General features: G+C 58.6%; 12 protein-coding genes, 1 pseudogene and 1 riboswitch. Of the genes and pseudogenes, 10 read left to right on the forward strand and 3 right to left on the reverse strand.

Features of this window, described 5'->3' with window-relative positions:
• Window positions 1-126 precede the first annotated feature (126 nt).
• A complete protein-coding gene (locus tag QRN48_RS03985) occupies window positions 127-945 on the forward strand; it encodes a M48 family metallopeptidase (RefSeq protein WP_285349022.1) in 819 nt (272 codons plus the stop codon).
• 175 nt (window positions 946-1,120) lie between these two features.
• Here QRN48_RS03985 and QRN48_RS03990 read toward each other — a convergent pair whose 3' ends face one another.
• The 3 genes from QRN48_RS03990 to QRN48_RS04000 all read right to left on the reverse strand — a co-directional run bounded on the left by QRN48_RS03990 (window position 1,121) and on the right by QRN48_RS04000 (window position 4,014).
• Window positions 1,121-1,705 carry a TMEM165/GDT1 family protein gene (locus tag QRN48_RS03990; RefSeq protein ID WP_037018318.1) on the reverse strand — a complete coding sequence of 195 codons (585 nt, stop codon included), beginning with the start codon at window positions 1,703-1,705 and terminating at the stop codon, window positions 1,121-1,123.
• Between the two features lie 89 nt (window positions 1,706-1,794).
• A riboswitch (yybP-ykoY riboswitch) is annotated at window positions 1,795-1,916 on the reverse strand.
• Window positions 1,917-1,955: 39 nt separating this feature from the next.
• Complete coding sequence (locus QRN48_RS03995; protein WP_191945853.1) at window positions 1,956-2,954, reverse strand: methyltransferase; 999 nt, start codon at window positions 2,952-2,954, stop codon at window positions 1,956-1,958.
• Window positions 2,955-3,048: 94 nt separating this feature from the next.
• Window positions 3,049-4,014, reverse strand: a complete 966-nt coding sequence (locus QRN48_RS04000) for a 2-hydroxyacid dehydrogenase (protein WP_285349023.1) — start codon at window positions 4,012-4,014, stop codon at window positions 3,049-3,051.
• Window positions 4,015-4,103: 89 nt separating this feature from the next.
• On the opposite strand from QRN48_RS04000, the gene QRN48_RS04005 reads away from it, so the two are divergent.
• The 9 genes and pseudogenes from QRN48_RS04005 to QRN48_RS04030 all read left to right on the forward strand — a co-directional run bounded on the left by QRN48_RS04005 (window position 4,104) and on the right by QRN48_RS04030 (window position 11,937).
• Entirely contained in the window at window positions 4,104-4,733 is a 630-nt protein-coding gene (locus QRN48_RS04005; RefSeq protein ID WP_285349025.1) for a LysE family translocator, read from the forward strand.
• Window positions 4,734-4,999: 266 nt separating this feature from the next.
• On the forward strand, window positions 5,000-5,212 hold the full coding sequence (locus tag QRN48_RS25150) for a pyocin-S2/colicin E7-DNase domain-containing protein (protein ID WP_502944563.1): 213 nt from the start codon (window positions 5,000-5,002) through the stop codon (window positions 5,210-5,212).
• A pseudogene (locus QRN48_RS25270) lies at window positions 5,188-5,319 on the forward strand (pyocin-S2/colicin E7-DNase domain-containing protein); the annotation flags it as partial. The gene QRN48_RS25150 and the pseudogene QRN48_RS25270, both read left to right, overlap by 25 nt.
• Window positions 5,316-5,579, forward strand: coding sequence for a bacteriocin immunity protein (locus QRN48_RS04010; RefSeq protein WP_285349027.1), 264 nt, complete (start codon window positions 5,316-5,318; stop codon window positions 5,577-5,579). The pseudogene QRN48_RS25270 and the gene QRN48_RS04010, both read left to right, overlap by 4 nt.
• A complete protein-coding gene (locus QRN48_RS25155) occupies window positions 5,545-5,736 on the forward strand; it encodes a pyocin-S2/colicin E7-DNase domain-containing protein (RefSeq protein ID WP_350310418.1) in 192 nt (63 codons plus the stop codon). The genes QRN48_RS04010 and QRN48_RS25155 overlap by 35 nt, the downstream gene beginning before the upstream one ends.
• A complete protein-coding gene (locus QRN48_RS04015; RefSeq protein ID WP_285349028.1) occupies window positions 5,726-5,989 on the forward strand; it encodes a bacteriocin immunity protein in 264 nt (87 codons plus the stop codon). Before QRN48_RS25155 ends, QRN48_RS04015 begins: the two co-directional genes overlap by 11 nt.
• Before the next feature lie 610 nt (window positions 5,990-6,599).
• Window positions 6,600-8,276 carry a fatty acid--CoA ligase gene (locus tag QRN48_RS04020; protein ID WP_285349029.1) on the forward strand — a complete coding sequence of 559 codons (1,677 nt, stop codon included), beginning with the start codon at window positions 6,600-6,602 and terminating at the stop codon, window positions 8,274-8,276.
• Between the two features lie 359 nt (window positions 8,277-8,635).
• Complete coding sequence (locus tag QRN48_RS04025) at window positions 8,636-10,558, forward strand: DUF1302 domain-containing protein (RefSeq protein ID WP_037018333.1); 1,923 nt, start codon at window positions 8,636-8,638, stop codon at window positions 10,556-10,558.
• 14 nt (window positions 10,559-10,572) lie between these two features.
• The gene (locus QRN48_RS04030) at window positions 10,573-11,937 is read left to right on the forward strand and encodes a DUF1329 domain-containing protein (RefSeq protein WP_285349030.1); all 1,365 of its coding nucleotides are present in this window, start codon (window positions 10,573-10,575) and stop codon (window positions 11,935-11,937) included.
• The last annotated feature ends 14 nt before the right edge of the window (window positions 11,938-11,951 follow it).

The following is an 11,951-nucleotide window of genomic DNA, read 5'->3' on the forward strand; positions in this document are numbered from 1 at the left end:
AGGCCTGAGGGCGGCACGAACGATCGCGCGATTTGTTTGCCCCATTTCGCCTCGCAGACGGCTGGCATCTGGTGCTCAGCCTGCGTATTGCCTAGGATGGCGCGATTGTTTCAATGGAGATACGAAATGCGCAGGATTTTTGCTCTTTGCGGCGTGACGGCAGCCTTGCTGGTGGCAGGTTGTCAGGCGGTCAACACCACCACCGGTGACTCGGTGGGTGTCGAGCGCAAGCAATACATGTTCAGCATGCTCTCGACCGATCAGGTCAATCAGATGTATGCGCAGTCGTACCAGCAGACCGTCAGCGAAGCGTCCTCCAAAGGCGTGCTCGACAACAGCAGTGCTGAGGCCAAACGTGTCCAGGCCGTGGCCAAACGGCTCATCGCCCAGGCGCCGAAACTGCGACCCGACGCTGCGCAGTGGCAGTGGGACGTCAACCTCATCAAAAGCGATGAGTTGAACGCCAACTGCGGTCCGGGCGGCAAGATCATCGTGTACAGCGGGCTGATCGACACGCTTAAGCTCAGCGACGACGAGTTGGCTGCGGTCATGGGTCACGAGATCGCCCATGCCTTGCGCGAACACGGCCGTGAAGCCATGTCCAAGGCGTACGGCGTGCAAATGGCGAAGCAAGGCGCCGGTGCGTTACTGGGGTTGGGTCAGGACAGCTTGGCGCTGGCCGACACGGTGGTTGATTACAGCCTGACGCTGCCAAACAGCCGTGCCAACGAAAACGAAGCCGACCTGCTCGGTCTGGAACTCGCGGCGCGAGCCGGTTACAACCCGAACGCCGCGATCACCCTGTGGCAGAAGATGGAAGCTCAAGGCGGCGCATCGCAGCCAGAGTTCATGAGCACCCACCCGGCTTCATCCAACCGGATTGCCTCTTTGCAAGCAGCGATCCCGAAGGTAATGCCGCTGTATCAGCAGGCACCGAAGGGCTGATCATCGCCTGATCCCGATAGGTGTCAGCTTGCGCGGCGTTTTTCGGAGCGGGCTGGTGCATGAAACTCTGTAGGAGTGAGCTTGCTCGCGATCATCAACGGTCGCCGCGTATCTGCGGAGCGCTTGAAGAGCATCGCGAGCAAGCTCACTCCTACAATGGGTTGCCGTCTGCGGTCTATACCCAGCCGCTGACCTGCATCGCCTTGTAGACGGCAACGATCGCCAGAATGAAAAACGCGCCTGCGGCCAGACGGCGAATCAAGGTCAGGGGCAGCTTCTCGGCCGCGAAATTACCTGCCAGCACCACCGGTACGTTAGCCAGCAACATGCCCAATGTCGTCCCGATAATCACCAGCCACAGGTAGGAATATTGCGCAGCCAGCATGACCGTGGCGATTTGTGTCTTGTCGCCGATCTCTGCGATGAAGAACGCGATGAGCGTGGTCAGGAAGGGGCCGAACTTGCGTGCGGTATTGGCTTCGTCGTCGTCAAGCTTGTCTGGCACCAGCGTCCACAACGCTGTGGCGGTAAAGCTGGCGGCGAGAATCCAGTGCAGGATGGCGTCGGACAGATAGGTGCTGAACCACGCACCGACGGCGCCGGCCGCGGCATGGTTGGCCAGCGTGGCTGCGACGATACCGGCAATGATTGGCCAGGGCTTGCGAAAGCGAGCAGCCAGCACGAGCGCGAGGAGTTGGGTCTTGTCACCGATTTCAGCCAGTGCGACGACAGCGGTGGGGACCAACAGGGATTCCAGCATCAGGGTTTTCCTAAGGGGCGGGTCGACACGGCTATGACACGTACAACCTCCCCGCCCCGGGTCAGGATGTTCGTGTCATAGGTCTTGTCAAACCACCGATCCGTCTGAGCGGATCTGGGGTCGCACGCACCATGGTCTGAGGACCAAGTATGTTGATGCGTGCCGGACGAGCGTGGCGCTCGTGGGAGACTACTCCCCTAGGACGGAGCGGATTCTGCCTAGACGTTTGCCTTTCGGCAAGCGCTAATTATCACGCACGTTTAGCGCGGTAAATCCTAAAGCCCTGACCCTCGGCCATCACCGCGCAGGGCCCCAGGTGCGCCTCGATGATCGGCTGATAGCGCAGGAAACTATTCGCCACCAGTCGAAGTTCGCCACCTTTTCGCAAATGTTCTCGCGCTTTTTTCAGCAGATTTTCGGTCGCGCCGTAGTCGGTATGCACGCCGGTATGGAAGGGAGGATTGGTCAGGATCGAGTCCAGATCCTCGGGGGCCGCATCAATGCCGTTACCGGTCAGCACCTCGGCCTCCAGGCCATTGGCTGCAAGGGTGAGGCGGCTGCTGGCGGTGGCGAACGCATCGACATCAAGCATCGTCACGCGCGTTTCGGGGTATCGACGTTTCACTGCCGCACCGAGTACGCCTGCGCCGCAGCCGAAATCGAGCACGTGGCCGGCGGGGAGTCTGTCGATGTTCTCCAGCAGCAATGCCGAGCCTCTGTCCAGGCGACCATGGCTGAAAACGCCGGGCAGGCTCACTACTTTCAGTGCGCCGCCTTCGATTTCGACGTCGAAGCGTTTGGCCAGGCTGTCGAGCTCAACCTCCTGTGGAGGATTTTCGACGGTGACTTGCCAGAGCTGGCAGTGACGAGCGCTGTCCAGCTTGCGGGTGCGGCCCAAGGGGCTGAGTTGGCGGGCGGCGGCTTCGATGCCGCCGCGCTTTTCGCCCACCAGAAACAGTTCCCGGCCCGCCAGGCGCGAAGCCAGCGCGTTAATAAGGTAGTCGGCGAGGTCGCGGGCCTTTGGCAAAAAAAGCACGGCGGCCTCGAAGGGCTCGGCCGGTGCTTCGGTGCCAAAATGCACACGCTCGGCAAAGCGTGTATCGAGTGTGGCGAAGTCGCCGGCATGCCAGCTCCAGCCGCGTGCGTTGGGCAGTGTGCCTAGCAGATCATCGGCCGGGAGGCCGGTCAGCAGCAAAGAACCTTGAAACAAATCGGCCTGCCGGAGTAACACTTCACTGCGCGGGTCCATCATCGGCTCCTCGAAAAAAAGGGCGAAGTCTAACAGGCCTGCCGGGCCGTGCGCGCCTTGCAAAGCCGCACTCCAGCCGGCGATCGAATGGCTGTCAGCTCACGACCCGAATGGGTTTTCCTGCCTGAAATGCCAAGGCGTTTTCGTTGATCTGGCCGACAATGCGCTGTCGGGCTTCCTGGCTGCCCCATGCGCTGTGCGGCGTGATAATCAAGCGCGGAATATCCCCTGACAGCAGCGGGTTGCCGTTGACCGGTGGCTCGACGGTCAGTACATCGGTGGCCGCACCGGCGAGATGGCCGTTGCGCAGGGCGTCGGCCAGGGCTTGTTCGTTGATCAAGCCGCCACGCGCAGTGTTGATGACGAATGCTTTTGGTTTCAGCAGGCTCAATTCATGGGCGCCAATCATGTCGCGCGTGTGATCGTTGAGCGGGCAGTGCAGGGTCAGGGCATCGACCTGCGGCAGCAGCTCATTCAGGGGTACGCGATCGGGTCGTGCGGGGCGGCCGGGAATCTGGCCCGACAGCACGCGCATGCCGAAGGCTTCGGCCAGCTTCGCGACGGCGCCGCCCAACTCACCATGCCCGAGCAGGCCGAGCGTCTTGCCTTCCAGCTCAACGATAGGAAAATCCAGCAAGCAGAACTGCTTCGACTTCTGCCACTGGCCCTGATGAATGGCCTGCTGGTAGTCGGGCAGGCGAGTGGCCATGGCCAGCAGCAGCATCAGCGTGTGCTGGGCCACGGAAGGGGTGCCGTAGCCCTGGCAGTTGCTGACGACCACTCCGTGTTTGCGCGCAGCGTCGAGGTCAATGTTGTTGACCCCGGTTGCGGTGACCAGCACCAGCTTAAGGCCCGGACAGGCGGCAAACGTGGCGGCATCAATCACGATCTTGTTGGAGATTGCCACTTCGGCGTCCTTCAGACGCTCAGCGACTTGATCCGGTGTGGTGCTGGCGTGCAGCACCAGATCGCTGAACGTCTCACGCCACGGCGAGAGGTCGAGGTCCCCCAGATCCAGAGAGGTGTGATCCAGGAAAACTGCTCGGCATTGACTGGGCATCAGCTGTACCTTTTGCTCGGTGAGTGGGAGGCGTAATGTAACGAGCCTACCAGAGCCTGCCGCTCGCCCATACGCCTGGAGAACCTTCGATGTACTGGACGGAATTTCTAACCGTTGCGCTGATTCACCTGTTGGCGGTCGCCAGCCCCGGCCCGGATTTCGCGGTCGTTGTGCGCGAAAGCGTGACCCACGGGCGCAAGGCCGGCACTTACACGGCCATGGGCGTGGGCACGGCGATATTCCTGCACGTGGGCTATTCGCTATTGGGGATTGGCCTGATCGTTTCGCAGTCCATCGTGCTGTTCAATGCCTTGAAATGGGCCGCCGCCGCATACCTGCTTTACATCGGCTTCAAGGCGCTGCGCGCCAAACCGGCGAGCGCGTCGGATGCCCCGATCAACATCGCCAAAGGCGAGCGCACCGCCCGAGGTGCCTTTACAGCCGGGTTCGTCACCAATGGACTCAATCCAAAAGCGACCCTGTTCTTCCTTTCGCTGTTCACCGTCGTCATCAACCCGCACACACCCATGCTGGTCCAGGCCGGTTACGGCGTTTACCTGGCATTTGCGACCGGCGCATGGTTCTGCATGGTGGCGCGTCTGTTCAGCCAGCCGCGAGTGCGTGCCGGGTTCGCCCGAATGGGCCACTGGTTTGATCGGGCCATGGGCGGCGTTCTGGTTGCGTTGGGTTTGAAACTGGCGTTTACGGAAATGCATTGATGTTGGGTTGACGACTTTCTGCACGGCTCCGTTACGTTCGAATGCGATGCCGGAGATTATGAGAATAAATGCAACTCAGCTCAGTTCACTGGACTGAAGCTTGAAAACGGAAACCCGCCGGTATGGCGGGTTTTTTTTGCCCAATGCATTTCGTGCCGGTGATGTTTAGAGAGCGTTTGTAAGCAAAGTCAGTTTTCCATACCACGGAAAATAAAAAAAATCCATATATATGTACTACCTGTTTGCGAAGTGATGCGCGTTACGTAGTGGCCATACAGACAAAAAGGAGAGGTAAGGAGTACGCTCAATTTCAAAATTTCAAGCGTGCTGTCTGGCGGAAGATGTCAAAGCATGCAGAGATTACCCAAGGCATGAGCGAAGGAAATATAAATTTAATCAAACAGGGTAAAGCCCCGATTGCCCCCAATGCTGAGCAAAAAAAGGACGAAGGTGGTATGAAATTCATCACATTTCCTTGATTTCAAAAGGCGGAGATGTATACGGGATCGATAATTTAGGAATCAATACCCCGGCGCATCACGATAGGATTCATCAAGAGATGCGTAAGAATGAGGAACGTCCATGAAAAATCGCACGATCGAAGATGTGACTGAAAACGAATTTCTGGAATTGGTTAAAAAAGTATGCAGTGGTGATTACAGAACTCAATACCAACATGGTCAAGCGATCGGAGAGTTTCAACGTTTGAGTGAACATCCCGACGGCTCCGATTTGATTTACTACCCCAAACCCGATGCTGATGATTCTCCGGAAGGAATAGTAAAAGAAGTCAAGGCCTGGCGAGCAGCTAATGGTAAAGCTGGTTTCAAGTCGGCGTCTGATTGACTGGCGATCTACAGTCAAACTCGAAATACATCACGTTGTTCCAATCTCACAGGGAGGAGATGTGTACGGCGTTGATAATTCAAGGCTCAATACCCCAGCTAACCACGACGCAATCCACAGAGATTTACGTAATGAGGGACGTGACAATGAACACTGAGACGATTCAAGACATCACCGAAGCAGAGTTTTTAGAGCTCGTTAGAAAAATCTGTGTTGTGGACTACAACACCGAGTATCAGCACACCCAAGCGGTAATGACTTTTGAGCGCCTCGGCGAACACCCCGATGGCTCCGATTTGTTCTACTACCCCAAACCCGATGCTGATGATTCTCCGGAAGGGATAGTAAAAGAAGTCAAGGCCTGGAGAACGGCTAATGGTAAAGCTGGTTTCAAGTCGGCGTCTGATTGACTACCAATTGGGCATCTTCATATTTATTTAAAAGGAATTTATCAATGGCTCATTACACAGTGTTACTTCAGCAGCTCCCAGGCTCAAGCACTGATTAATCAGCGAGCCCAAGAATCAGCGTTGCGAGAAGCCCGACTGGCGACAGAGCTAGTAGCGGTTACCAAGGAGCCCGTTCCACAAACGCGCTCCGACGCAAGAGGTGAGCCAGAAGATGACCTTGCTGACAGCCAAGCGCTTCGCCATTTACTTTTTGTTCCAGGTCCATTGGCGATGGTGGAAGTCGAGCGCGCCACCGTCGTGCTGAAGCAACAGATTGATACTGCGGTGGCTGAATATGCCTCCGCAATCGGGCCTTACCTGACAGAGCCGAGAACGTCGGCCAGTCTTGCCCCTTGAGGATGTAATGGCCGACTGACTGCCCGAAAGACCAAACGCAGACGATCCCTCCGCGTTTGGTCTTGTTTTTATATCCTTTGGCAGATAACCCCATACCGCATGGACTCGGTGACGTGCGCTGACACGATTCATCCCTTCGGCTGATTTAATCGACGCCCCAAGGCTCTAGAGTGCATAGTTCCAGCCCCCCACTGCACCGTGACAAGGGATTCCTATGCTGCACACCCGCGTGATTCCGCCCGCCGAAGGCGCTTACCAATACCCTTTGTTGATCAAGCGACTGCTCCTGTCCGGCGCGCGTTACGAAAAGACCCGTGAGATCGTCTACCGGGATCATTCGCGCTTTACCTACCAAATGCTCAACGAGCGCATCTGCAGGCTCGCCGGTGCGCTCACTGCAGCAGGGGTCAAGGCCGGAGACACGGTAGCGGTGATGGACTGGGACAGCCATCGGTACCTGGAATGCATGTTTGCGATCCCGATGATTGGTGCCGTCGTTCACACCGTCAACGTGCGTTTGTCCCCCGAGCAGATCCTGTTCACCATGAACCACGCCGAGGACAAGGTCGTCCTGGTCAACAGCGAATTCGCTCCTCTGTACAACGCCATTGCCGGTCAGCTGACGACGGTGGAAAAAACCGTTCTGCTCACAGACGCTGACGACAAGTCCGCTGACCTGCCTGATCTTTTCGGCGAATACGAGGCTTTGCTGGCTGCGGCGAGTCCGCACTACGAGTTCGAGGACTTCGACGAAAACTCGGTGGCGACCACGTTCTACACCACGGGCACGACCGGAAATCCCAAGGGCGTGTATTTCACCCACCGCCAGTTGGTGCTGCACACCCTGGCGATCGCGACGATTTTGGGCAGTGTCGAGGGCATGCTCGGCGGGGACAAGGTCTACATGCCGATCACGCCCATGTTCCACGTTCACGCGTGGGGCGTGCCCTATGCCGCGACGATGCTCGGGGTCAAGCAGGTCTACCCCGGCCGTTACGACCCTGAACTGCTGGTAGCGCTGTGGCAGAAAGAGAACGTCACGTTTTCCCACTGCGTGCCGACCATCATGCAGATGGTGCTCAACGCCAGGTCTGCTGAAGGCATGGACTTCACCGGCTGGAACATCATCATCGGCGGCAGCTCGCTCAATCGTTCGCTGTACGAAGCGGCCAAGGCCAGGGGCATTCAGCTGTCGGCGGCTTATGGCATGTCCGAGACCGGGCCTCTGGTCTCGGTGGCGCATATCAACGATGACCTGATGGCCGCGGGTGAAGATGAACGCACCACGTATAGACTCAGGGCCGGGGCACCGGGTGTGCTGGTCGAGGCGGCGATTGTCGATGGCGAAGGTAATTTCCTCCCTTCCGATGGCGAAACCCAGGGTGAACTGGTGCTGCGCGCGCCGTGGTTGAGTGAAGGTTATTTCCGCGAGCCGGAGAAGGGCGCCGAGCTGTGGGCAGGAGGCTGGTTGCACACCGGTGACGTGGCAACGCTGGACAGCATGGGCGGGATCGACATCCGCGACCGCATCAAGGATGTCATCAAGACCGGCGGGGAGTGGGTGTCTTCTCTGCAACTGGAGGATCTCTGCAGCCGCCATCCCGGAGTGCGTGAAGTCGCGGTGGTGGGTGTGGCCGATCCTCAGTGGGGGGAGCGGCCGTTCGCACTGCTGGTCGTTCGCGAGGGTCATGTTCTTGATGCCCGGACACTGAAGGAACATCTCAAGCCGTATGTCGAGCAGGGGCACATCAACAAGTGGGCGATTCCAAGTCAGATCGCCCTTGTTACCGAAATTCCCAAGACCAGTGTCGGCAAGCTCGACAAAAAGCAGATACGCCTGAACATCCTCCAGTGGCAGGCCAGCAACAGCACCTTCCTCTCTACGCTCTGACGCTCCTGCTCGCGGCCATTTTTATCGGCGTCGTCCCATGAAAATGTGCCGCGAAGGCTCTATCCCGGCGTCTTCCTTGCCAATCCTTCTTTTTCGGCCATGCTCCCTACGGGTTGTGAACTGCCAGTGCGCGATCGGCGCGGCAGAAGCGTTGACGCTGTAAATCACACTTTAGAGGGATCAAGCAGTAGCACCTGCTGGCTATAGTCGGCGGTAGGTACCGGAAAAAAGCGCATGGCTCGTTTCGCAGTTGATTGGCTGCCCGACCGGCGTTGACACCAGGCACTGCGGCCCGTCCGCCTGAGTCGTTTCTGAGAGCACCCACTGCCATAAAAATAAAAGCACATGGAGTAGCGTCGATGACATCAGCAAACCTGTTCTGGCGCCGGGCGAAATTGCCCCTGGCCGTCAGCCTCGCTTCCACGCTCGCCGGTCCTGCGTTCGGCGTCAGCTTCAATATCGGGGAAATCGAAGGCAACTTCGACTCGTCGCTCTCTGTAGGCGCTAGCTGGTCCACCGAGAATGCCAACAAGAACCTCATCGGCTCCAACAACGGTGGGCATGGCCTTTCACAAACGTCCGACGACGGTCACCTGAATTTCAAGAAAGGCGAGACCTTTTCCAAGATCTTCAAGGGCATCCACGATCTCGAGTTGAAGTACGGCGACACTGGCGTGTTCCTGCGAGGCAAGTACTGGTACGACTTTGAACTCAAGGATGAAGGCCGCGAGTTCAAGGACATCAGTGACTCGGGCCGCAAGGAAGGCGCCAAATCTTCAGGTTTCGAACTGCTCGACGCATTCGTGTACCACAACTATTCCATCGCTGATGAGCCGGGTTCGGTGCGTCTCGGCAAGCAAGTCGTCAGTTGGGGTGAAAGTACGTTCATCCAGGGCGGCATCAACAGCATCAACCCGGTCGACGTGTCCGCGTTCCGTCGTCCAGGCTCGGAGATCAAGGAAGGCCTGATCCCGGTCAACATGTTTTACCTGTCGCAAAGCCTGACCGAAAACCTTTCGGCAGAGGGTTTCTACCAGCTGGAATGGGATCAGACTGTCGTCGACAACTGCGGGACTTTCTTCTCGCAGCCGGACGTGATCGCGGATGGCTGCAACAGCAACCTGGCGGTGCTGCGTACCCGCAATAGCCTCAATGGCGCTCTGCCTGCCGCGTTGCGTGGCCCTGTTCAAAGAACGCTGGCAGCGCGCGGCGTGACCTTTGGCAATCCTGACGAGGGTGCAGTGGTCGCTCGCGGCCCTGATCGCGATGCGCGGGACAGTGGCCAGTACGGCCTCGCCATGCACTACAACTTCGAGCCGCTGGACACCGAGTTTGGCGCTTACTACATGAATTACCACAGCCGTCTGCCGATCTTCAGCGGCAAGGGTGGGCCGGCCAGTGCTTACAGCGCAGCGGGCCTGGTCGGAGGTTTGGCAAGCAACGGAGTCCCTCGCGGTGTTGCGGCGAGTCTTGCTCCGACCCTGCTGCCTGTGGTGGTCGCCGGCAACTCTAGTTACTACGTCGAATACCCGGAAGACATCCACCTGTTCGGCCTGAGCTTCTCCACCACCTTGCCCACCGGCACGGCCTGGAGCGGCGAACTCAGCTACCGCCCGAACGCACCGGTGCAGCTGAACACCACCGACATTCTCTTCTCCGGGCTCACGCCGTTGAATCCGAACGTTGCGCTGCTGCAAGGCGCGCCAGGCCAGGATCAGAAAGGCTATCGCCGCAAGGAGATCAGCCAGGCGCAGACAACCTTCACGCACTTCTTCGATCAGGTGATGGGCGCCGAACGGCTGACCGTGGTGGGTGAGGTGGGCTGGACCCACGTCGGTGGTCTGGAAAGCACTTCCAAGCTGCGTTATGGCCGCGACCCGAGTTACGGGCCTGGTCCGCTGCCGGGTGGGCAGTGCACAACCCTCAACGCCAGCACCCTGGGCACTGCCGCGCAGAACAACCTCAGTCGTTACTGCGAGAACGAAGGCTTTACTACTACCGATTCGTGGGGTTATCGCGCCCGTGCCATCTGGGATTACAACAACGTCTTCGCCGGCGTAAACCTGCGCCCAAGCGTGGCTTGGTCCCACGACGTCGACGGCTACTCGCCAGGCCCCGGCGGTAATTTCGAGGAAGGTCGCAAAGCGGTCAGTCTGGGCCTCGACGCCGAGTACCAGAACACTTACACCGCGAACCTTTCCTACACCAACTTCTTCGACGGCAAGTACACCACTGTGGATGACCGCGACTTTGTGGCCCTCAGCTTCGGCATGAACTTCTAAGGACAATTATGAAAATGAAAATCACGAAGGGTCTGTTGCAGGTTGGCGTGCTGGGGCTGTCGTTGTTGGCGACCAGCGTAATGGCTGCGGTGTCTGACGCCGAAGCCGCCAAGCTGGGCACCACGCTGACCCCGATGGGAGCCGAGAGGGCCGGGAACGCCGCCAATACCATTCCGGCCTGGAGCCCGATGCCGACCAATGCGGGTGCCGTGGATGCTAAAGGCTTCCTCGCCAACCCTTATGCCAACGAAAAGCCACTGTTCACCATCACCGCGCAGAACGTGGACCAGTACAAGGACAAGCTTGCCCCGGGCCAGTACGCGATGTTCAAGCGTTACCCGGACTCCTTCAAAATGCCGGTTTACCCCTCTCATCGCGGCGCGACCGTGCCGGCCGAGGTGTTCGCCTCGATCAAGAAGAACGCCACCAACAGTAAGCTGGTCGGCGGCGGCAACGGGCTGGAGAACTTCGAGACTGCGGTGCCGTTTCCGATTCCAAAAGACGGCCTCGAAGTGATCTGGAACCACATCACGCGCTACCGTGGCGGCAGCGTCTCGCGGCTGGTGACCCAGGCGACGCCGCAGACCAACGGCTCGTTCAACCCGGTGTATTTCCACGACGAGTTTGTATTCCGCGACAAGATGAAGGATTTCGATCCGAAGAATCCGGGCAACATCCTGTTCTACTTCAAGCAGGAAGTGACTGCGCCGGCGCGTCTGGCGGGGTCCGTGCTGCTGGTTCACGAAACTCTTGATCAGGTCAAAGAGCCTCGTGCGGCCTGGGTGTACAACGCCGGTCAACGTCGGGTGCGCCGCGCCCCTCAGGTGTCGTACGACGGGCCGGGTACTGCCGCCGATGGGCTGCGCACCTCCGACAACCTCGACATGTTCAACGGCGCGCCTGACCGCTACGACTGGAAGCTGATCGGCAAGCAGGAGCTGTACATCGCGTCCGACAGCTACAAGCTCGACGATCCGAAGTTGAAATACGCCGACATCATCAAGGCTGGCCATATCAATCAGGATCTGGCGCGCTATGAACTGCGTCGGGTCTGGCACGTCACCGCCACGCTGAAAGAAGGCCAACGCCACATCTACGCCAAGCGTGATTTCTTCATCGACGAAGACACCTGGCAGGCGTCGGTCATTGATCACTACGACGGTCGTGGCCAACTGTGGCGCGTGGCGGAAGCTCATGCCGAGAACTACTACGACAAACAAGTGCCGTGGTATGCCCTGGAAACCCTGTACGACCTGCAGTCGGGTCGCTATCTGGCGCTGGGCATGAAGAACGAGGAGAAGAAAGCCTACGACTTCGGTTTCACGGCCACCGCCAGCGACTTCTCGCCCAACGCACTGCGCCAGGACGGCGTGCGCTAAGGGCTGACTGAATG

It is taken from the genome of Pseudomonas sp. ME-P-057 (genome assembly GCF_030208975.1).
In the GTDB taxonomy this organism is placed as follows: Bacteria; Pseudomonadota; Gammaproteobacteria; order Pseudomonadales; family Pseudomonadaceae; genus Aquipseudomonas; species Aquipseudomonas lutea.